Source organism: Paenibacillus pinihumi DSM 23905 = JCM 16419, assembly GCF_000422505.1.
In the GTDB taxonomy this organism is placed as follows: Bacteria; Bacillota; Bacilli; order Paenibacillales; family Paenibacillaceae; genus Paenibacillus_D; species Paenibacillus_D pinihumi.
The window spans coordinates 1-20,607 of the sequence record NZ_AULX01000026.1 but is presented as its reverse complement, the minus strand read 5'-3'; the positions used below and the strand labels follow the sequence as shown (position 1 = coordinate 20,607).

The 20,607-nt window shown below is 49.2% G+C and carries 20 protein-coding genes; 8 read left to right on the top strand and 12 right to left on the bottom strand.

The features are described from left to right. Positions 1–27 precede the first annotated feature (27 nt). Entirely contained in the window at positions 28–651 is a 624-nt protein-coding gene (locus H583_RS0109040; protein WP_028560186.1) for a LysE/ArgO family amino acid transporter, read from the bottom strand. Between the two features lie 132 nt (positions 652–783). On the opposite strand from H583_RS0109040, the gene H583_RS0109035 reads away from it, so the two are divergent. Beyond that, positions 784–2,238: an aminotransferase-like domain-containing protein gene (locus H583_RS0109035; protein ID WP_028560185.1), complete on the top strand. Its 1,455-nt coding sequence runs from the start codon at positions 784–786 to the stop codon at positions 2,236–2,238. Between the two features lie 22 nt (positions 2,239–2,260). Here H583_RS0109035 and H583_RS0109030 read toward each other — a convergent pair whose 3' ends face one another. Next, positions 2,261–2,638 (bottom strand): winged helix-turn-helix transcriptional regulator, encoded by a 378-nt coding sequence (locus H583_RS0109030; protein ID WP_028560184.1) that lies wholly within the window; start codon positions 2,636–2,638, stop codon positions 2,261–2,263. A gap of 153 nt (positions 2,639–2,791) precedes the next feature. Here H583_RS0109030 and H583_RS0109025 point away from each other — a divergent pair, with 153 nt between their 5' ends. The 3 genes from H583_RS0109025 (at position 2,792) to H583_RS32380 (ending at position 5,902) form a co-directional block, all read left to right on the top strand. Beyond that, positions 2,792–4,006, top strand: a complete 1,215-nt coding sequence (locus tag H583_RS0109025; protein WP_028560183.1) for an MFS transporter — start codon at positions 2,792–2,794, stop codon at positions 4,004–4,006. 2 nt (positions 4,007–4,008) lie between these two features. Continuing rightward, entirely contained in the window at positions 4,009–4,851 is an 843-nt protein-coding gene (locus H583_RS0109020; RefSeq protein WP_028560182.1) for an aldo/keto reductase, read from the top strand. Between the two features lie 190 nt (positions 4,852–5,041). Then, positions 5,042–5,902, top strand: a complete 861-nt coding sequence (locus tag H583_RS32380; RefSeq protein ID WP_051236232.1) for an HAD hydrolase family protein — start codon at positions 5,042–5,044, stop codon at positions 5,900–5,902. Between the two features lie 100 nt (positions 5,903–6,002). Here H583_RS32380 and H583_RS36020 read toward each other — a convergent pair whose 3' ends face one another. Further along, the gene (locus H583_RS36020; protein ID WP_081667061.1) at positions 6,003–7,925 is read right to left on the bottom strand and encodes an ABC transporter substrate-binding protein; all 1,923 of its coding nucleotides are present in this window, start codon (positions 7,923–7,925) and stop codon (positions 6,003–6,005) included. A 328-nt stretch (positions 7,926–8,253) separates the two neighbouring features. Between H583_RS36020 and H583_RS0109005 the strand changes: the two genes are divergently transcribed. Further along, complete coding sequence (locus H583_RS0109005; protein ID WP_028560180.1) at positions 8,254–9,117, top strand: CPBP family intramembrane glutamic endopeptidase; 864 nt, start codon at positions 8,254–8,256, stop codon at positions 9,115–9,117. A 117-nt stretch (positions 9,118–9,234) separates the two neighbouring features. Here H583_RS0109005 and H583_RS0109000 read toward each other — a convergent pair whose 3' ends face one another. From H583_RS0109000 to H583_RS0108965, 8 genes are all read right to left on the bottom strand, one after another. Beyond that, complete coding sequence (locus H583_RS0109000) at positions 9,235–9,723, bottom strand: SRPBCC family protein (RefSeq protein ID WP_036709010.1); 489 nt, start codon at positions 9,721–9,723, stop codon at positions 9,235–9,237. A gap of 87 nt (positions 9,724–9,810) precedes the next feature. Then, positions 9,811–10,632: a helix-turn-helix domain-containing protein gene (locus H583_RS0108995; protein WP_028560178.1), complete on the bottom strand. Its 822-nt coding sequence runs from the start codon at positions 10,630–10,632 to the stop codon at positions 9,811–9,813. A 97-nt stretch (positions 10,633–10,729) separates the two neighbouring features. Next, positions 10,730–11,710, bottom strand: coding sequence for a FecCD family ABC transporter permease (locus H583_RS0108990; protein WP_028560177.1), 981 nt, complete (start codon positions 11,708–11,710; stop codon positions 10,730–10,732). Beyond that, positions 11,710–12,723, bottom strand: a complete 1,014-nt coding sequence (locus H583_RS0108985) for a FecCD family ABC transporter permease (RefSeq protein WP_028560176.1) — start codon at positions 12,721–12,723, stop codon at positions 11,710–11,712. The genes H583_RS0108990 and H583_RS0108985 overlap by 1 nt, the downstream gene beginning before the upstream one ends. Positions 12,724–12,728: 5 nt before the next feature. Further along, complete coding sequence (locus H583_RS0108980; protein WP_342663519.1) at positions 12,729–13,727, bottom strand: ABC transporter substrate-binding protein; 999 nt, start codon at positions 13,725–13,727, stop codon at positions 12,729–12,731. A 110-nt stretch (positions 13,728–13,837) separates the two neighbouring features. Continuing rightward, positions 13,838–14,647: a hypothetical protein gene (locus tag H583_RS32375; protein ID WP_051236230.1), complete on the bottom strand. Its 810-nt coding sequence runs from the start codon at positions 14,645–14,647 to the stop codon at positions 13,838–13,840. Positions 14,648–14,852: 205 nt separating this feature from the next. Further along, positions 14,853–15,440, bottom strand: coding sequence for a CDP-diacylglycerol--glycerol-3-phosphate 3-phosphatidyltransferase (gene pgsA / locus H583_RS0108970; protein WP_028560174.1), 588 nt, complete (start codon positions 15,438–15,440; stop codon positions 14,853–14,855). A 79-nt stretch (positions 15,441–15,519) separates the two neighbouring features. Further along, complete coding sequence (locus tag H583_RS0108965; protein WP_028560173.1) at positions 15,520–16,032, bottom strand: DUF4241 domain-containing protein; 513 nt, start codon at positions 16,030–16,032, stop codon at positions 15,520–15,522. 280 nt (positions 16,033–16,312) lie between these two features. Between H583_RS0108965 and H583_RS0108960 the strand changes: the two genes are divergently transcribed. Further along, entirely contained in the window at positions 16,313–17,050 is a 738-nt protein-coding gene (locus H583_RS0108960; protein WP_028560172.1) for a cyclase family protein, read from the top strand. 3 nt (positions 17,051–17,053) lie between these two features. Here H583_RS0108960 and H583_RS0108955 read toward each other — a convergent pair whose 3' ends face one another. After that, positions 17,054–17,392, bottom strand: a complete 339-nt coding sequence (locus H583_RS0108955) for a VOC family protein (RefSeq protein WP_028560171.1) — start codon at positions 17,390–17,392, stop codon at positions 17,054–17,056. Between the two features lie 559 nt (positions 17,393–17,951). On the opposite strand from H583_RS0108955, the gene H583_RS0108950 reads away from it, so the two are divergent. Both H583_RS0108950 and H583_RS36015 read left to right on the top strand, forming a co-directional pair. Next, positions 17,952–19,028 carry a LysM peptidoglycan-binding domain-containing protein gene (locus H583_RS0108950; RefSeq protein ID WP_028560170.1) on the top strand — a complete coding sequence of 359 codons (1,077 nt, stop codon included), beginning with the start codon at positions 17,952–17,954 and terminating at the stop codon, positions 19,026–19,028. Between the two features lie 133 nt (positions 19,029–19,161). Beyond that, positions 19,162–20,513, top strand: a protein-coding gene (locus tag H583_RS36015; RefSeq protein WP_245585872.1) for an IS1182 family transposase whose coding sequence is annotated in 2 segments (ribosomal slippage) — positions 19,162–19,729 and positions 19,729–20,513 — 1,353 coding nt in all. Because the reading frame shifts where the segments join, the coding sequence is not laid out codon by codon here. Positions 20,514–20,607: the final 94 nt, after the last annotated feature.

Here is a 20,607-nt window from a genome sequence, read left to right as displayed (position 1 = left end):
GGCCTGTCGGATCTTTTAAGGAGCGTATTAAATCAGGAGCTGAAACAGGCTATAGCCGAGGAACAACGCGGTTCCCCACATGATCAGGGCAGAAATCGTATTGACGACGGCAAGTAAACGGCCCGACTGGTCCCGCCTTCCGGCAGCACGCCCGGCAATGCCCAGTCCCGCGAACCACAGCCAGGAGACGATAATGCATGAAGCTGCAAAAGCAATTTTATCTGCACCGATATACTTGATTGAGCTTGTGCCGATGACCCCCACCGTATCCAGTACCGCATGCGGGTTCAATAAGGATACAGTCAAGGCAAAAATAATCTGCTTTCTCGTTGTGATCGACTCTGCCGCAGACTGTTTCTTCTCTGCCGGCTTGCTCTTCCAGGTGATGAAGCCCATATAGATCAAAAAACAAATACCAACCGAGTACAACAAAATGCTGATCCATTCATATTGAAGCACGACAACGGATACACCGAGTATCGCCAGCGAAACAAGCAGTGTATCACACAAAGCCGCGGTAATTATGGCCGGCATTGCTTTTATAAATCGCGGCTGCAGCGCGCCCTGGTTAAATACGAATACATTTTGCACACCCAGCGGCAGGATCAGTCCCAGCGCCAGAATAAAACCGTGAAAAATTGCTCCAAACATAAGATGCCTCCTGCGTCATTTTCCCCATTCTACACAGAAGCCTTCTCTTCGTCTTCAACCAATTGGTTGGAATCCGACCATACCAATCTGCTACAATAAGGGCATCAACTTACGGAAAGGTCCGGTGCTGGCATGCCAGAACAATGGAAATTGGACAAGTCTTCATCTGTACCGCTTCACCGGCAAATTTACGATTATATCAAAGGCCGGATCATGAACGGGGAATGGAGCGTCGGGACAAAACTTCTGCCGCAGCGGGAGCTTGCGTCGAGGTTCGGGGTCAACCGCAGCACGGTAATCTATGCACTGGACGAACTGGCTGCTGACGGACTGATTGAATCCAGAGTCGGACAAGGAACAGCCGTCATTAACAATACATGGAGCCTGCTGGCTGCTGCTCCGCCCCAAGACTGGAATTCCTATGTCCAGTCCGGCGCCCATCAGCCGAATATACAGATGATCCAGCTCATTAATAAAGCAGAAGCCGAATCAACAACGATTCGGCTTGGCACAGGAGAGTTGTCACCTGATTTGCTGCCGGTTGACCTTATGAGGGAGCAGTTCAGCAGCAGCCCGATCGCCGGACGCTTTTCCTTAGGCTACTCGGAGCCCAAGGGCAGTCCCTATCTGCGCGAAATTATTAGTAATTATTTGCTGGCCAAAGGAATTTCAGCCTCCCCCGCTTCCATTATGATTGTCTCCGGCGGTCTTCAAGGACTGCAGCTTATCTCGCTCGGACTGCTGCATTCGGGCTCCGCTATATTCGTGGAGAGTCCTACATATCTGAACTCCATTCAGGTATTTCAATCCGCAGGAATGCAACTGCTTGGCATTCCCATGGATCCTAGCGGGCTTCAGACCGGGGCAATCGGGAGAATGAAACGCCAGCATGACGCCGCTCTGCTGTATACGATTCCTACGTTTCATAATCCGACCGGCTATCTGCTCTCAGCCGAACGTCGGACGGAGCTGATACGGATCTGTAATCAGGAGCGGCTTCCTGTCATTGAGGATGATGTGTACGGAGATTTGTGGTTCGACTCACCGCCTCCCCGTCCTCTTAAGGCTCTCGACCAGCAGGGGCTCGTCCTGTATATGGGCAGTATGTCCAAGACACTCGGACCTGGCTTGCGTATCGGCTGGATAGTTGGTCCCCAGCCTGTCATTGACCGGCTCGCCGATATCAAGATGCAAACGGATTACGGCTCCAGTTCCCTATCTCAATATGCGGTGGCTCACTGGCTGTCGAGCGGCTTGTATGAGCAGCATCTCGTCCGAATCCGGACAGAGCTGAAAGCCCGCAGGGATTGCATGCTTGGCATTTTGGAGCATTATTTTGGGGAGTTGGCCTCATGGCATATCCCTCAGGGCGGCTTCTATATTTGGCTGAGGCTTCGTGAGCCCGTTCCGATGCGCCAGCTGTTCGACCAGGCGCTCAAAGAAGGCATTCTCCTGAACCCTGGCGCAATTTATGACCGCAATGACCAGCAGCATCTGCGCTTGTCTTACGCCTATGCCCCGCTTGTTCAGCTGGAACAAGGGCTTGTCAGGCTGGCAGGGCTGATCCGGCAGCACCTGTCTGCATGACATATGATTAAAAGCCAGCTTGTTATTCCACTGGCTGTGGTTCCAATTCATTAAGAATGTTATCCTCCAACACGGCACGCTTGGAGCCGTACTCCTTGACAATATGGGTATCGCCCCACAAGCAGAGAGCTTCCAGAATGGGACGCAGGCTGTCTCCGTATTCACTCAGCTCGTATTCCACTTTGGGCGGGACCTGGTTATGGACGATCCGGTTCACAACCCCGTCCTTCTCCAGCTCACGAAGCTGCTGGGTCAGCATCTTCTGGGTAATGGCCGGCATCAGCCGCCGCAGATCACTCGTCCGCTTGACGCCGTGCTTCAAGTGGCACAGAATGACGCATTTCCACTTGCCTCCAATGACTTCGAGCGTCGCTTCCACAGAAATATTATATTTCTTCATGCTGTCTCCTCTCCTTCCCGTCCTGGTTGTATTGTTACCTGGCAGGCACTTTTTAGTACCTACGTTACTTGAAAGTGCGTACTGTTCGTTTCATCTAATCCTCCCTATAATAGCATTTGTCAGCTGCACATTCTATAAAGAGGAGGGCTAGAGATGGCAACCAATCACAAACGAAGCATTCTGGCGTTGCTTGCTTTGGCGATAAGCGCCTTTGCAATCGGGACGACAGAGTTCATCAGCGTGGGACTGCTACCGCTCATAGCCGGCGACCTGGACATTTCACTGCCAATAGCCGGTCTGACGGTCACCTTATATGCACTGGGCGTGACAATCGGCGCTCCTGTTCTGACTTCGCTCACTTCCCGAATGCCGCGTAAAACACTGCTGATTGGCATTATGGTTGTGTTCATTATAGGCAACGGGCTGGCTGCTGCTGCGACTGGCGTAGGGCTGCTGCTGGCAGCACGTGTTGTTTCCGCATTTGCGCATGGTATTTTTATGTCAATCGGCTCCACAATCGCTGCGAGTCTTGTTCCGGAGGACCGCCGTGCCAGTGCGATTTCCATTATGTTCTCGGGGCTTACCATTGCTACGGTTACCGGTGTGCCGCTTGGTACGTTCATTGGCCAACAACTGGGCTGGCGTGCCGCATTCATGGTTATCGTAGTTGTTGGTTTCATAGCCTTGGTCGCCAATGCGATTCTCGTACCGTCAGGGATGCATCAGGCGTCAACGACAACTTTGCGCAACCAGCTTCAAGTGGTAACGAACAGCCGGCTGCTGCTCGCATTTGCGATAACGGCACTCGGTTATGGGGGCACCTTTGTTGTCTTCACTTATTTATCCCCGCTATTGCATGAAGTTACCGGTTTCCCCGAGCAGACAACGGCGCTGATCCTGCTCGTTTACGGCATTGCCATTGCAATCGGCAACGTTATCGGCGGCAAAGCGGCTAACCGCAAGCCGATAACCGCGTTATTCTATATGTTTAGTGTTCAGGCCGTTGTACTGCTGATTTTAGCCTTTACAGCCCCTTTTAAAGCTGCAGGACTCATAACCATATTGCTGATGGGACTGTTTGCTTTTATGAACGTGCCCGGCCTTCAGGTTTATGTGGTCATGCTGGCAGAACGGTTCACGCCCAAATCTGTGGACTTTGCCTCTGCAATGAACATTTCTGCTTTCAATGCAGGCATTGCCTTGGGTGCCTATATAGGCGGTATAATTGCAGATCAATTCGGACTCATTCATACCCCTTGGGTAGGAGCGGTCATGGTGCTCGGAGCTGTGCTACTGACGGGCTGGAGCCGGGCGCTGGATAAACAGCAGCAATCGGAGAAACAATCAATCATACAGGAGGCATGTTAATTATGAATCAATATCTTCAAGCAGCTACTGAGTTGAATAACGGCGTACAAATGCCATGGTTTGGACTGGGTGTATTTAAAGTGGAGGAAGGCGCAGAGCTCGTAAACAGCGTGAAATTCGCCATTAAGCACGGCTACCGCAGCATTGACACCGCAGCAATTTACGGCAACGAGCAAGGAGTTGGCGAAGGCATCCGTGAAGCACTGACGGAAACCGGACTTTCCCGCGATCAGATTTTTGTAACCTCGAAAGTGTGGAATGCAGACCTCGGTTATGAGGAGACCCTTGCTGCCTATGAAGCAAGCCTTAACCGCCTGGGCCTGGAATATCTGGACCTTTATCTGATCCACTGGCCTGTTCAAGGCAAATACAAAGAAGCCTGGAGAGCGCTGGAAACCCTGTACGCACAAGGCAAAGTGAAAGCCATCGGAGTGAGCAACTTCCAGGTCCACCATCTGAAAGATCTGATGCAGGATGCAAAAGTGAAGCCTGTCATAAACCAGGTCGAATTCCATCCGCGGCTGACACAGGAAGAGCTACGCGCCTACTGCAAGGAGCAAGGCATTCAGCTTGAGGCATGGTCCCCGCTTATGCAGGGCCAGCTTCTGGACGAGCCGCTGCTTAAAGAGATTGCGTCATCCCATGGCAAATCCGTCGCACAGGTGATTTTGCGCTGGGACTTTCAGCATGGCGTCATTACGATTCCAAAATCGACGAAAGAGCACCGGATCACAGAGAATGCTGATATTTTCGACTTCGAGTTGTCCGCAGATGAAGTGGCGCGTATCGACGGACTGAACCAGAACCTGCGTGTTGGTCCAGATCCGGACAATTTTGATTTTTAATCATTCCGCTGTTAATTAAGACACTATTCGACTTACAAGCTTACAAAACACTCTTGCCTCATATGGGGCGGGAGTGTTTTTTTACATATTACTGTACAACTGGCCCGAAGTCTTATATTTTTAAAATAATCGACCAGTCTCAATGCTGACAGGCAGGCTGTAAAGTTGTAAGTGTAGAGGGGGATTATTCATGATGCACCATCATTTTGTTACGGATCTGGACGGAACCTTGCTGCGATCTAACGCTGCCTTATCGGAATTTACGGTCCGGACGGTCAGGGAGGCCTTGGACAAAGGACTGGTTATAAGCTACGCGACAGCCCGAAGCTATACCAGCTCGAATGCCATTGTGTCTGACATTCCATGGAAATACCCGATTGTGCTCTTCAATGGGGCTGTCATCTGGGACCCGAACGCACGCAAGGTGATTGGCGGGCAATGGCTTGAGCATTCGACTGCCAATGCCATTATTGTGACAGGAAAGGAATTTGGACTTGTGCCGTTATTATTCGCACTGGATGATGCCGATCAGGAGAAAGTGCTGCATGAAAAGCTGACACGCACAGGTGAACTGCAATTTTTTAATTCACGTCCGAATGATCCCCGGTTCAATGAATTGCCGCTTCTGTCATGCCCGGACTCCCTGCGCACACTCATTGTCACCTACATAGGAAGGCTAGGGGAGCTGCAGCCGTTGAAAAATGCAATCGCCAGGACTTATGGCAATCAGATACATATTCATCTCATGAAGGACAACTATATTGAGGACCATTATTTTCTTGAAATTAGCCATGCCAAGGCCAACAAAAAGGAAGGGCTGCGTAAATGGGCAGAGCTGGTCGGGTGTAAGCTGCAGGACATTACGGTATTTGGAGATAATCTGAATGATACTGGAATGTTCGAAGTCGCCGGAACCCGAATCGCCGTGGCGAACGCGCATCCGGATTTGTTGGAGCTGTCTACAGCTGTTGTGGAGAGTAATGATGAGGATGGCGTGGCAAACTATATTGCGAACATCAATCAGCAACTGGCTAAACAATCCTTACTATGAATAGTTTGAGCATAACAAAGCCATGTGCATCCGGGCCTTTCCTGCTGTTGTATCGGAAGCAGAATAAGAATATGCACATGGCTTCATTGAAATTAGTCTGTTATTTAATCATGCTCTCAAGCACGTCATCGATAATTTGCGAGTTGGCAATCGTGCCGGTATAAAGCCAGCTTGTCTCCTTGTCATACTCATAGACGTTGCCATTCTTGACCGCCGGAATATTAGACCATACCGGATCACTTAACAGCTTGTCCTTGCTGATGCCTCTGCTGTTGATAATGAACAGATGATCGGCATCAATTTCAGCAAGCGCCTCAAGTGAAATCGCATTCCAGTTACCTGTTCCATTTTTGGAGATTTCCTCTACAACATTGGGTACCTTAAGCCCGAGATCGTTGTACAGCACATCTCCGCTGGACAAATTGTCGCTCACCACAAAGACGCTTTTTTCCGTCACCCAGAGCGCCGCGGCAGATTGTTCCCCAACAGCCTGGTGAAGCTTTTCCTTGGCTTCCTTGGCTTTTTGCTCGTACTGCTCCAGCACTTTCTTCGCTTCCTCACTCTTGTTCAACACGTCGCCTATGGTCAACAGTTCCTTGCGCCAGTTGTTATTTCTCTCTTTGCCAATCGTGTAGGTTGGTGCGATCTTGGCGTACTGGTTGTATTTATCCCCTTCTACCATCTCGGCATTGTCGATAATAATCAAGTCCGGGTCAAAGCTCATCACAACCTCGGGCGGCAAATTAAAGGGAATCGGGGCGATTCCGGCCAAATCGCCCTGCAGGTAGTGCTGTACCGAATTCTCGCCTATCGACCACTGTGCTACAGGTTTGACTCCCAATGCAACTAGATGATCTTCCAGATAGGAAGCGATAATCCTCTGCGGATTAGCCGGGACCTTCACATCATTACCAAGCGCATCCTTTAGAACCCTTTCTGTTGCAACCTGCTGCGATTGCCCTGGTTCCGGCGCTGCATTCGGCGTAGCTGTGCTGCTGGTACATGCACTGACCATCAGGGTCAAGCTGAGCAGCACAATAAAGGCCATTGTGTTCGCTGATGTTCTGTTCATTCTTAAAATCCTCCCAAAGGCTTGCGGTTGATAATCATTATCACCACTATACCGTCGGGCTCTGGTCGCCACAATAGACAATCCGGGCCTAAAGTATGGACGATTCGGAATTCTATGCGATTGCGTACTGGAGGCGTAGTGTCCTGGCGACACGCCGGTGTGCTTTTTGAAAATCCGGTTGAAATAGAAGGAGTCATTATAGCCAACCAGCTCTGCGACTTCCTTGATCGTTGCATTTGTCGTCTCCAGCAGTTCCTTGGCCTTCTCTATCCGCAGCCGGATGAGATATTCAATTGGACTGTATCCGGTCGCCTGCTTGAAGGTCCGAGACAGATATCTGACACTATAATTGAATAGTGCTGCGAGATCATCCATGGTCACGGCCGTTGTGTAACGGTCATGAAGGTAGCGAAGCATTTGGGAAACAAGATCAGGCTGGGCTGGATGAATGCCCTGTGCTTGGAGCTGCTTCACAACTTCATGGACGAATTGATAGAATAGCCCCTTCACCAAAAGCTGTGAAGCAGCGCCTGCCTCACTCCACTCTTTATCCATCTGTTGTATGAGATGAAATAGTGAAAGCGGCTGATTCGGGGCAAAGCTGTACTGCATGAGGGAAGGGTTGGTATTCTCCAGCAGTCTGCGGGTTTGCCCCCGGCTTGGCAAGGACAATGATAATTTATAAAAAATCAGATAACATTCAAAGACCTCGCTAAGCGGCCTAATTTCGAGGCACATTCCCTTGCCGCCGTGAAGCAAATGAAAACGTTTGGCCGTATGCTCGGCCCCATCCAGCAGCAGCCTTGCGCTGCCTTGATACGCATACAAAAATCCGCTTGCCGGCAGATGGTATGCCTGCCAATCCTCCCCATGGCGGATCGACAATTGGCGAATATCTGAAATCTTTACCGCTGCATGATTCCATATAATATGGTAGTGATCTAGGTTCATGAACCTGCCTCCATTTTGACGAAGCTCCACTTTTCCTCGTAGTTCCACACCTTCACCGTTCGCAGCCGCTTTCACATTAAACCTTAAAGCTCTTTGGATCAAGTATGGGGTCATTATAATGGAAAATAGGCGGCTGTTCAACTTGATTTAAGGCAAAAAAATGAGAGCAATTACTGGAATTTCGAGCTGATGCCTGTACTCTGGTCCCGTGCTTCACTGGGCTAAGGTCCGGGGAGAAAACTGGGCCTGGGATAGTTCTGGCCACAGCGCAACAATTGCTATACTTCTAAACGGAAATACATAATTTATTGAAAATGGGGCTACAATCATGGAAACAAACTTAAATATCCCCCCTGCAACTGGGTTAAACGGGGAGAAGGAGCGTATTCGCAAGGCCAGGCTTGGACTTCTCGTTTTCTTTGCACTGGTCATTCCTCTCTCGACTCTTTGCTATTGGCTGATTCCGAGGCTTCCGTTTGCCATCTTGCTCCTGATGTGGGCACCGGGCATTTCCTCTATCATCACCCGTTTGGTGCTTCGTGAAGGCACCGCCGATATCTCGCTGCGTTTCGGGGGACGGCATTCACTAAAGACCTTGCCATTTATACTGTTGTTCCCGGTAGTCATTGGCCTGATTGCATACGGAATTGCCTGGGGAGCAGGACTGGTAGAATTCGCTGCCCCGGAAACTTTCTTTGAGGCTTCGCCAGTTGTGATGTTCCTCGTTATTCTCCTCTTTCAAATGGTTGTTGGAACCGCGGTAGGACTGATTACCAGCACTGGAGAAGAACTCGGATGGCGGGGCTACATGACTACGCGTATGATGGACGCCCGTGTGCCCTATCCGTTGCTGACCAGCGGGATCATTTGGGGACTATGGCATCTTCCTGTAATATTAATGGGGGATTATTATTCCGGCCCTTACCCTGCCCTCTCGGTTATCTTCTTTATGATTTCGTGCACGTCCTTTGGCTACATCGTCGGGCGTATCCGCATGACAACCGGCAGCCTTTGGCCTGCAATTTTATTGCATTCATCCTGGAATGCTATCGCCCAGGACGCCTTCGATGCATTTTCCAAAGGTGAAAATGCCCTGCTCTGGACAGGAGAATCCGGAATTATAGTTGCCCTTGTCTTTTTGGCAGCAGCATGGATCATTTCAAAAAGGCCATTGAAAATACGGCATTTGTAAGCAAACAGGACAATAAGGGACGTAAAGAAAAAGCTGTTTCAACAAAAAACTGCACCCAATTGTTAGAGACACAGCTAACAGCGGGGTGCTGTTTTTTTGAGGAAATTTGAATGGTTGCTATAAGACGGTCTTTGTTAATTCATTTACAGCTTGGGCATATTTCTCATGCCACTTTGTCCATACATCCTTGCGGGAACCAAAAGGGATGCTGTCCAGCAGAGCAGCAATAACATCCAAGCACACATGCCATCCTGCCAAATCCTTCGCGGTGTGGCTGGTAAGTTTCGTAATCCTCTCTATGAGTTCAAGCCGACAGCCCTCTGCTTCCGGATATAACTCAAAGCGGACTTGATCTTCCGCCCAGGTGTACTCCAGCACGACCTGTTCTTTGAGCTCGAGAATCTTCATCTCCTCAAAAGTTCCGTCCTGCATGTCGAACTTCAATGCTCCACCCTCTCGTAGATCATGAACGCGCAACTCATCAAACCATTCGGCCAGCTTGTCATTCTCCGTTAGATAAGCCCAGACTTCCGTCACACTATGCTTGAAATGCCGCTCAAAACGGGCCGTATAACCGTGTCCTGTCTGCTGTAATGTTGCCAGCATGATTCCCATTCCTCCTCGGATAGTACCCGGATTATTTATTACAATTATTATAACCATTTATAGCCATTAATGCCGTTCAGACAGCCACTAATCCCCCGCCTGCTTCTTAAAAGCTGTTGGCGAAGCGCCTACGGCCTGCTTAAACATCCGGCTGAAGTAGAAATAATCCGTAAACCCTACCCGCTGCGCAACGTCCTTCGCAGGCAAATCAACCTGGAGCAGAAGCTGCTTGGCCTTCTCAATTCTGAGCTGCCGCAAATAGCTGGTCATCGTCATGCCGGTTTCTTTCTTGAATAATACGGTGTAATGGCCCTCGCTCACCCCGGCCCGATTGGCAAGCTGGGAGAGCGTGAGTTGGAGCATATAGTGCTCATTCAAATAGGAGATTGATTCCTGAATCGGGCGTGTTGCCGATAAATCAGCCGCCTTCATTAATGACTCATGTAAATAAATATATAAAATGCGCTCCAGCATCATCCGGCCCCGGAAACGCCGATCGTATAGCTCCTCTGCATCCTCCGCGGCGTGCTCCAAATTGCGTTCTGGAAGCTGCATACTGCGGAGCAGTTCATCCACCATATAATGAATTTTGACCTCGCTATAGGTGCCTAACTGCCCCTCCAGTGTCCACTCGCTATTTTCCGGAAGAACTTTGTATTGGATAACCGCATATTCTGCTTCTCTCGTCTTGGGCACTTCAATAGCATAGGGACCCGAACGGGCATGACAGGCGTATCCCTGCGTGCACACCGTCCGGCTGCCGTCCCCCGCTGTCGACACCACGACATGCCCCTGCCTGACCACCATAATCGCATGACAGCCAGGAAGGCAATGGAGTATCTGATTGTTGTTATGAAGCATAATGCTATGCGGATAAGGCATAATTTGGGCAAGCTGCCGGAAAATCATAGAGGAGCCTCGTTTCTGTGCTGAATCTCTGAAATGAAACTTGCTCCTTTATTGTATCACCGCCTCAGCTTGGCGCAACTGAAACCCTCTGTCATTTTTATGCTCTCCGCTTCCGCTCCCGACGCAACAGATAAATGAAGTATGGTGCCCCGATTACCGCCGTCATAATGCCAACCGGAACTTCACGCGGAATAATTATCAGCCTGCCCAGCCAATCGCCAAGCAGCAGCAGGTCCGCCCCGATGAGGGCACTTAACGGAACCATCCACTGATGTCTGCCGCCCGCAATCAATCTGGCAATATGAGGGGAGATCAGACCAATGAACCCGATAGATCCGACTGCGGCAACGGAGCTGCCGGTGAGTGCTACCGCAAGCAGCAGCAAGCCGATTCTTGCCGGCCTCAGGCTGATGCCCAGCGCAGTCCCTCCTTCGTCACCAAGCTGGAGCACATCAAGCCTGCGGTATTGCAGCCAGGCAACAGGCAGCAGGACAACAATCCATGGCAGCAGTGACAGTGCAATCTCCCAACCCCTTCCCCATAGGCTGCCGGACATCCACAGCAGCGTCATGTTAATATTCGAAGGATGCTTCACCAATAAATACTGGATTCCCGCCTGAAAGACCGCTCCAAGCGCTACGCCCACCAAAGCAAAAGAAGCCGGAGACAAGGTCATGCGCTTGCTGAGCAGCAGCAAAAGCAGCATGGCCGCGATTGCACCGCCGAATGCGGCAAGCGGCAGAACATAGCTTGGCGACCCCGGGAAGAGAAAGATAACCGCAGCAGCTGTGAAACCCGCCCCTTTGGTGATGCCAATGACGTCGGGACTGGCAAGCGGATTGCGGATCAGACTTTGTAAAATGACACCAGCTGCTGCCAGTCCGCTTCCTGCAAGAATAGCCGTTAGGACCCGGGGCAGCCGATATTGCAGAACAATGTAAGAGGACGGCGTGTCATGTCCGAGCAGACTTGACCACAGATCGCTGAATGGGACGGTAACCGCACCTGAACGCAGCGAGAACAGGCCTAAAATTAGGAGCAGCACGAAAGCGGCAAACAAGGCAATTCCTCTGCGCATCAGCGTCCCCTCCTTTGCTTGCGGGCAAGATAAATGAAGAAAGGCCCTCCAACGGCCGCTGTTATGATTCCGACAGGCGACTCAAACGGAAATGCGATAAATTTGCTGATAAAATCAGCTGCTATAAGCAGACATCCACCTAGCAAGGCGGTATAAGGAACCAGCAGCGGCAGCTTTCTGCCGATCAATGAACCTGCAATATGCGGGACAATAAGGCAAAGGAAAGCGATAGGACCGCATATGGCTACAGCGGATCCGGATAACACAATGACCAGCAGTACCCCCATCAAGCGGGTGATATGAATCCGCGAACCAAGCCCGGCAGCAACAGAATCGTCAAGCAACAGCAGCTTGAAGGAAGGCAGCAAGCAGATTGTAGCGAGCAGCCCGAATACAGTAAACGGCCAGATGGCCCCAAACTCTCCCCAAGCAGCATTACTGACAGAGCCAACCAGCCAGAACATCATACTGTCTGTGGCATGCTGGTTCAGAATGATCAAACCTTCCGTCAGTGACGATAACAGAAAATGAACAGCAATCCCGGCAAGCGCCAGCCGGACATATTGCTTCTGCTCTGTCCCAGCGAGCGCCCACACAAGCAAAGCCCCAAGCGCTGCTCCGATAAAAGCCAAAAAAATGGATTGAATAAAAGATAAACCGGCAAAAAATACAAGCCCGCTGACGACAGCCAGCGAAGCACCGGCATTAATACCGAATATATGAGGAGAAGCCAGAGGATTCCGGGTGATCAGCTGTGTAAGCAGCCCTGCCACTGCAAGCTGGGCGCCTACAACAAATGCCGTCAGCGTCCGCGGCAGCCGGAGTGTCTGAATATACAGATGCTCCTTGCTGTCACCCTGGTAAGTCAGCGCTTCGTAAAGCACCCTCCAGGATATATGCGCCTGCCCCCATTTAAGGTTACTGATCATGCTCACCAGCATAAGAATGAAAGTAAACAGAAAGAGCAGAAACGGGTATAGTTTCTGCTTCTCTGTACGAATTGTGTTTGGCATACGGGTTACTCTCCCAAGTATTTCACGATGTCATCCACAATTTTTTCTGAGCCGATCAGGCCGCGGGACAGCGCCCAGTCTTTACGGTCAACTGTGAATACTCTATTATTTTTGACAGCATCAATCTTCTGCCAGAGCGGATTTTTCTCCCACTCACCAACGATTGTCTTATCTCCGGCGGGCAACAGGAAAAGGACTTGCGGGTTCGTCTCTACGAGCTGCTCCAGGCTAAGCTGCGGATAAGGCACTTCATCAGTAACCGGATCTTTAAAGCCTAATGCCGTGATGAAAGATCCTGAATATGAATGGGACGAATGAGCGAAGAAGCCTTTTGGATTGACAACTGCCGGCAATACGGTCAAATCACGGTTTACGATTTTCTCTTGCAAGGCCTTGATTTTTCCCTCATGCTCCTGAATAAGCTGCTTGCTCTCGGCCTCCTTGCCGACTGCCTTCGCAATAACACTGAAGTTGCTCAGCATACCGTTATAATCCGCCTGATGGTCATTCAGTACAAGCGTTGGAGCAATTCCGTTCAACTGATCGTATACACTCTTATGGTGGTTCAAATCGGCAATAATGAGATCAGGCTGGAGAGAACTAATCAGCTCTATGTTCGGCTCATAACGCGACCCGATTGATGTGTAGTCGCCCAGCTTCTCCCTGACTGCATCCATGAACAATGCAGGGTCACTGTCATCGGCAACACCAATAGGGTGTACGCCAAGCTTGATGAGTGCATCGGTGTAGCTGAATTCCATCACGACAATTCGTTGCGGTACTTTATCCAGCTTAATCGTTCCCAGCTCATGCTTAATTTCAATTGGACCTGATACTGCCGCAGTGCTTGTATCTGCAGCCGAAGATGTATTCGGTGAAGATTGGCTTGACGTTGATTCCCCGCCGCTTGTATTCGTAGCGGTACTGCCGCATGCCGACAGGGCAAGCGCAATGACCCCTATAATTAAAAAAGATAAAACTTTATTGTGATGGTAACGCATCATGACTGATTTCCCTCCGTAATCAATGATTATGATAATTATTATCATTTACATTGTACTGGGTGGTATGCCATTCGAACATATCTAAAATTAAGAATAGACATGTCTTATTTTTAGACCTGACGCAGGTAGGATTTAAGCTGGGTCATTGCATGTGACAAAAGCTTCCTGTTCTGATTTTCATAAGACAAAATACGCTGCTGTGAAATATGAATTTTGCCTAGCTCTGCGTACATCGCCGCCAGTTCAGCAGCTGCGCTCACAGCATCACCCTCCTTGATAGCGGAACGGTGCCGCTTGCTTGCGTTTCCTAGTCTCTTGCCGGTTTCACTGATAAGTTTGTTCTCCTCTCTCGTTTGCCCCTTCAATTTATGCACCGGTCCCAGCATATCCTTAATACTTTTCACTTGTACGGCTGCCCGCTTCCGGGCTGCAGCAAGCAATTGCTTCTTTTGCTTGATCTCTGCCCTTGCAGCTTCAACGGAAGACTTCAGCCGGCTGTGCTTCAGCTTGAGCAGCGCTGCTGCTTTTTGATCCTTGCGCTTATTGGCCTCTGCTAGCTGGTTGCCTAGTTCAGCATACTGGGCCAGCAGCGGAGCGTGCTTTTTCACCGTAAGATTTGCCGCTTCCTGCAGCTTGCTGATTTGCGGCTTCCCGATCGTTCTCAATTTTTCATTGACGGACTTCAACTTCTCATTGTTCTGCATCCTCAGTGTCTGAAGGCTCTGTTTATCACGCTTGACCTCGCTCTCCAGCTTGATAAAGCTGTCGTAGAGACTGTCCAGGCTGGACAGTGCTTGGCTCCAGCTGTCTCCGGCTGCTGCAGTCTTCGATGAGAGTGCGAACAATACTGCCATGGCAGACATTGCCACCACCAACAGTACCTTAAATGCCTTGCTTGTAATCCTCGAAACACTAACCATTATCCCTTCATCTCCTGTTCTTAAAAAATACATGAGTGCAGACAGCTGGAACGAACGCAAAAAAGCACCCCCAAGAAGGCCATTAGGCCATTCCTGCGAGGTGCTTCACCCGCTCAACTGCGTTTTAATTTGTATTTAAATATTACAGAATTCCCATTAAAAAGTCAATAGTAACAAGAACAAATGTTTGTCCTAGCCGCCCGGTTCACCTGTCCAGTTTTAACATCTGATAATTGTTCCTTATATAATTATAGCCTGAATAGACCGTCAGAATGACCGCAATGTAGAGCAAAATCTGGTCAATGCGTATGGATGTGAAGTAGCTGAACGGATTGTTGTTCAGCAGTACCGCCAGAATGGCGATCACCTGGAAGACCATTTTCACTTTTCCGTACTGATCTGCCTGCAGCGCAATTTTCCTCGAAGCAGCTACAATCCGGATACCGGTAATGATGAACTCTCTGCCGATAATTACAATAGCAATCCATGCATAAAGCATATGCTGACTCACCATATAAATAAGTGCGGCAGATATAAGCAGCTTGTCAGCGAGCGGGTCCAGCAGCTTTCCGAGGTTTGTCGTCTGATTATACTTTCTTGCAATATATCCATCCAGCTTATCTGTAGCGGAAGCAAGCAGAAAGACGCCTGCCGCATAGTACAGCCCATACATATTCAAATGATGAATCAAAGCGGATTTCTCGGCCAGCCACTGGGGATACACAGGGAAAAGCATCATAAAAACCGGAATAAGCGCAATTCTGCCAAGCGTAATTTTATTGGCCAGATTCATAACGATTCTCCTTTGCCATGCCGGGATGAAGTATGCCTACAGTCGCCATTACCAGTGTATTCCCGTATTCAATTCTTCGTTAGTAATCTGTCTTTTTAACGAAAATAATTTTAACGCCAATAATCTGATTCTGTCCGTTAACCGCCATATAAGCACCGTACGCACCGTCTCCAATCCCCGTGCGTGTCACGGCGCCGCCTTCAAGCACACCTGCTTCCTCACCGTTCAATGTAATATCACAGCATGTTTCGTACCAGTCCTCGCTGGAGCTGCGGTCTCCCGTATCCGGGAGCCTATAATTACTAAGGTCGAAGACCCCTGCCTGGCCGCTATCCACTCCAACAATAAAATCGCATTTCACCCATGGAAAATCGGTCCCGTCCCCGGTCCAGGAACTGTGGCGCACCGTAATTCCCGCGCAGACCTCTCCCCAATCTCCCAGTTCTGTCTTCTCCACCTCTGCCTCCCAGCTTCCAGTGAGAGCCTGATCCAGTATTCCCATAATAATCGTGTCCCGATTCGCTTCATAGCACGGGTCAGCCACAATCAGTGTACCTGAGCTTACTTCAAAGCTGCCTAATTGGATGATCATATGAATGCCTCCCAAGCAAGATTCCCTCCATCGTTTCTATACCCATTGTACCACGCACAAGAATCAGAATACGAGTAGCCACGTTTCCAAGTGCCAACGACAGAGCATAAATCCGAAGAATTTGAATAGACAATTTCTATCACAAATTTTCCAATCAGTCCCCTACCATTTTACGCAAAATGCTATAATATAGAAATATATTACATAAATCCTGTCTATTGTACATATCTCTGCAAATTAAAAAGATGCAGTATTTTAACTGCCAGATGAGGTGAACGACTTGTCCAACGAATTATTGCAAGCCTTTCAATTACTAAAATCCAAACAGTGGGTCGACCTGACGCATACGTTTGGCCCGGACTCCCCTCACTTTCAGTCCTTTGATGCGGCTCAATTTGAGACCCTGTTCGATCATGAACAAGGCTTCTTCGCACAAAGCTTCAAATTTGCCGGTCAATATGGCACGCATCTGGATGCGCCGATTCATTTTGTCCGCAATGCGCGTTATTTGGAGGAACTGGATTTGAAGGAGCTTGTACTCCCGCTGGTCGTCATCGATAAATCAGCCGAAGCCGAAGCCAATCCGGACTATACATTAGAAATTGAGGACATTTTATCTTTCGAAGCTGAGCATGGAGAAATTGAGGAAGGCACCTTTGTCGCGCTTCGCACCGACTGGAGCAAGCGGTGGCCAAGCCAGGAAGCCTTTGAAAATAAAGGGGCCGACGGCAACAATCATGCGCCCGGCTGGTCGGTAAGCGCACTAACATTCCTGTTTCATGAACGGAAGATTAAAGCCGTCGGACATGAGACGTTTGATACGGATGCAACGATAGATTTTCATAAGAATGGGGCTCTTATTGCCGAATATTACGTATTGGAGCAGGATACCTATCAGGTAGAGCTGCTAAAAAATCTGGATTTGCTGCCGCCGAAGGGAGCCGTTATCTTCAATCTTGTTCCCAAAGCGTCCAAAGCCTCCGGGTTTCCGGTCCGGTCATTTGCCATACTTCCTTAATCCTCAGCTCAGAACCTCAACGGTGAACCCGCCGGGAGCCTGAACATAGAATGTCCAGCCATGTGATCTTACAGGCGGCTGGACATTCAGTCCATCCTCCTTCATGCGCCGGTTAATCTCATTTACCCGTTCCTCGCTCTCCTGGATGAACCCGATATGGAACGTTTTCGGGTAGCTGACATTGCTGCCCTTCATTAAAGTAATGACCGCCCCGTCATCATCGAACAATACGGCGAAGGCGTCGCCGCGGGTACCCTGGCATTTTAGTTCAAAATACTTCTCCAGAAAATTACGCGCGGCATTCACATCAGTCACTGTCAAATTGACATGGTTCAGCTTCATACCTACACTCCCTTAAATAATATTGGCTTGCTGCCTTTTCAGTCCGGGTTTCGGGCCATTTGTTGAAAACAATTTATCTGCTCTTTCATCTTAGCAAATTCATGCAAGTGATAAACTTTTTGCGATGGTCTTGCGTCTATATAAATGATCGCATGGTAAAATCCGCCACATTGATTTAAACTTTTTTTCTAACGTTCTTAAAAAGGCTTGTCTGTTGCTATGCCCACAGACCATGCCATCCTTCCCGGTTCATTTGTCGGATTCAAGGGTTCGCAGCAGTCCATCCTGCCCACTTGTTTAGATTTTGTTTAGTTTTGTCGTGTAAAATAGTTTGGGTGTGTTCAAAAATGCTACATTCAGTCATCGTTCATCAGATGAGACAAGCAGCGGATAACTACCGTGAAATGCAGAGATTTCGCAAAAAACACGATGTAAAACAGGCCCGTTTGGCGGACACTTTGCCCAGGATTTGAAATGGCTGATTCGGCCCATTTCATATTATTTCGGCAGTCTGATAGAATATGAGAGTGAATGAAGAAACAAGGGAGAAGATCTAGCTTTGGATAACGAAACCGAAACAACAACCACTAACAAACGTCCCTCTGGCAGTAAGAAGAAGAAAGCCGTCATTATCGCCTATAGTGTGACTATGGCTGTTCTCATTATTATTTGCGGTGTACTGTACAATAAATATCTGGATCAGGTTAATGCCGGAGGCAAGCTGGGCGAGACCGGGAGCATCAATCAGACAGCTGACAACACGGATCCCGTAATCGGTGATGAAGAGGATGGCGAGGTAACAGAAGATGATCCTGCTGAACAGGAATCCGGCACCAACGCACCTGCTGAGCCTTCGAATTCCGGTACGAATGAGCCTGGCGGCAATCAACCTGATACTACAGGAGCACCTGACAAGATCAAGCCCGATACGCCAGCCAAAAATACCGGAGAAGAAGCAGGAACAGTGAAAGACAAGCCGGTCAAACAGCCGTCCAGCGAACCGAAAGATGATGGTAAAAAGGGAACAGGCAGCTCAAATTCCGGTGTCAAGCTTCCGACTACCTATGTCGTTCAGAAAGGCGACACACTAAGCACCATTTCCGAGAAATTCTATAAGTCCAAAGAACATTTCGGTTTAATCGCTGATGCAAATAAGATCGTGTTCATTAACGATATGCAGGTTGGGGACTCCATTACGATTCCTGCGCTTTCTTCAGGAAAAGGCTCCTCCGGCAGCAATAAGCCGGACAAGCGGGATTATTCCAAAGTCTCGCTGCCAGCCACCTATCTGGTACAAGCAGGAGATACTTTTTCCAGCATTTCACTGCTGTTCTACAAAAGCAAGAGCCATGCTGACCTGATTGCCAAGGAAAACGGCCTCGCACCAGGCGAAGGAATAAAAGCAGGCAGCCACCTTACGATTCCTGCTCTCGAAGACCAGGAAGATACTGTCGACAATACGCCTGAATACGAGACAACCGACCATACGGTACAAAAGGGAGAAACGCTCTACAGCATCTCCAGACAATACTATGGCTCCGATAAGCAGGCAAAGTTCCTTGCGGACTTCAATCATCTGGTAGACAGTGACCGGGTTGATGTCGGTACTGTACTTAAAATTCCTAAATTGCAATAGAAGGGGGGCTTTCCCCCTTCTCAGGCTGTCGAGAAAGTCTCGACAGCCTTTCTTATATCCAAAATGTTTAACACGACACCGCGTTAATACTATATACTAATAGTAACCAATTATGAACGGATGGTGTTCTTGTATGCTGAGGTCTAATCGAGATAAACAACAGAACTTTGAACTGGTTTCCATTGAAGATTTGGTGCCCGCTGATCATATGTTGCGTAAGATCGATCGGTATATTGATTTTTCTTTTATAGACGAAAAGGTACGCCACCTCTACTCCCAAGATAATGGCCGCCCTGCTATCGATCCGCTCGTTCTCTTCAAGATGATTTTCCTGGGTTATTTTTATGGCATACGTTCCGAGCGCCAACTGGAACGTGAGGTTCAAACGAATGTGGCATACCGCTGGTTTCTTGGGCTAGGACTCACCGATCGTGTACCCGATCACACGACAATTAGCTGGAATCGCCGGACTCGTTTCAAAGACACGACTGTATTTCAAGATATCTTCGATGAAATTGTGCTGCAAGCCATCTCTCATCGTATGGTTGGCGGCCGCGTGCTTATTTCGGACTCTACTCATGTCAAAGCTAGTGCGAATAAACACAAGTTTACCAAAGCTCAGGTACAACAAAACGCGCGAGACTACCTCGATGAGCTGAATGCAGCGGTGGAAAGTGAACGAAAAACACAAGGAAAAAAGCCCTAAAACCACGGGAGGAGGTGAACGAAGACAAGGAAGTGAAGGTCAGTACAACAGACCCTGATAGCGGCTATATGTACCGTGAAGGGAAGCCGGAAGGATTCTTTTACTTGGATCACCGTACGGTCGATGTGAAGTACAACCTCATCACGGATGTTTTCGTGACCCCCGGAAATGTGCATGATTCCGTGCCGTACCTCTCGCGATTAGATCGTCAGCGTCACCAATTTGGGTTTCAGGTAGAAGCCGTCGCACTGGATTCCGGCTATATGACCACTCCGATTTGCAAAGGACTTGAGGAACGAAATATTTTTGGTGTGATTGCGCACCGCAGATTTCACCCCACAAAAGGGTTGTTTCCCAAGTGGAAATTCACCTATGATGGAACGCGGAATGTGTATGTATGCCCAGCACAACAAGTGTTGCCCTACCGAACGACAGACCGCCAGGGTTACCGCCACTATGCTTCGGATCCCAAGCAATGTGCATCTTGCCCCCTGTTAGCCACATGTACACGATCTCAAACCAAACGAAAGATCGTCACACGGCATATCTGGGAGGACAGTAAGGAACACGTGCGTCTAAACCGGCTGAGCAAGTCGGGGAAACGGCTGTACCGAAAACGAAAAGAAACGATTGAGCGAAGCTTCGCGGATGCTAAACAGCTCCACGGGTTTCGCTATTGCCGGTTGCGGGGGTTGGGCAACGTTATGGAACAAGCGTTGATGACCGCTGCCGTTCAGAACATGAAGAAGATCGCCCTTCATCTTGAGAAGAGAGGATGAGAGGGTTATCCCCCTCTCGTTCGCTACGCGAACGCTCATAAAACAAAAGAGAAACCCAACGTTTTAGAAAAAACGTGGGTTTCTCGACACTCTG

What these genes read in the sequence shown, in the direction of transcription:
- H583_RS32380 (WP_051236232.1), top strand. Translation starts at nt 5,042, where the DNA reads ATGATGCACCATCATTTTGTTACGGATCTGGACGGAACCTTGCTGCGA.
- H583_RS0108995 (WP_028560178.1), bottom strand. Translation starts at nt 10,632, where the DNA reads ATGATTTTCCGGCAGCTTGCCCAAATTATGCCTTATCCGCATAGCATT.
- H583_RS0109040 (WP_028560186.1), bottom strand. Translation starts at nt 651, where the DNA reads ATGTTTGGAGCAATTTTTCACGGTTTTATTCTGGCGCTGGGACTGATC.
- pgsA (WP_028560174.1), bottom strand. Translation starts at nt 15,440, where the DNA reads ATGAATCTGGCCAATAAAATTACGCTTGGCAGAATTGCGCTTATTCCG.
- H583_RS0108955 (WP_028560171.1), bottom strand. Translation starts at nt 17,392, where the DNA reads ATGAAGCTGAACCATGTCAATTTGACAGTGACTGATGTGAATGCCGCG.
- H583_RS0109020 (WP_028560182.1), top strand. Translation starts at nt 4,009, where the DNA reads ATGAATCAATATCTTCAAGCAGCTACTGAGTTGAATAACGGCGTACAA.
- H583_RS36020 (WP_081667061.1), bottom strand. Translation starts at nt 7,925, where the DNA reads ATGAACCTAGATCACTACCATATTATATGGAATCATGCAGCGGTAAAG.
- H583_RS32375 (WP_051236230.1), bottom strand. Translation starts at nt 14,647, where the DNA reads ATGGTTAGTGTTTCGAGGATTACAAGCAAGGCATTTAAGGTACTGTTG.
- H583_RS0109000 (WP_036709010.1), bottom strand. Translation starts at nt 9,723, where the DNA reads ATGCTGGCAACATTACAGCAGACAGGACACGGTTATACGGCCCGTTTT.
- H583_RS0109030 (WP_028560184.1), bottom strand. Translation starts at nt 2,638, where the DNA reads ATGAAGAAATATAATATTTCTGTGGAAGCGACGCTCGAAGTCATTGGA.
- H583_RS0108985 (WP_028560176.1), bottom strand. Translation starts at nt 12,723, where the DNA reads ATGCCAAACACAATTCGTACAGAGAAGCAGAAACTATACCCGTTTCTG.
- H583_RS0109035 (WP_028560185.1), top strand. Translation starts at nt 784, where the DNA reads ATGCCAGAACAATGGAAATTGGACAAGTCTTCATCTGTACCGCTTCAC.
- H583_RS0109025 (WP_028560183.1), top strand. Translation starts at nt 2,792, where the DNA reads ATGGCAACCAATCACAAACGAAGCATTCTGGCGTTGCTTGCTTTGGCG.
- H583_RS0108980 (WP_342663519.1), bottom strand. Translation starts at nt 13,727, where the DNA reads ATGATGCGTTACCATCACAATAAAGTTTTATCTTTTTTAATTATAGGG.
- H583_RS0109005 (WP_028560180.1), top strand. Translation starts at nt 8,254, where the DNA reads ATGGAAACAAACTTAAATATCCCCCCTGCAACTGGGTTAAACGGGGAG.
- H583_RS0108990 (WP_028560177.1), bottom strand. Translation starts at nt 11,710, where the DNA reads ATGCGCAGAGGAATTGCCTTGTTTGCCGCTTTCGTGCTGCTCCTAATT.
- H583_RS0108965 (WP_028560173.1), bottom strand. Translation starts at nt 16,032, where the DNA reads ATGATCATCCAATTAGGCAGCTTTGAAGTAAGCTCAGGTACACTGATT.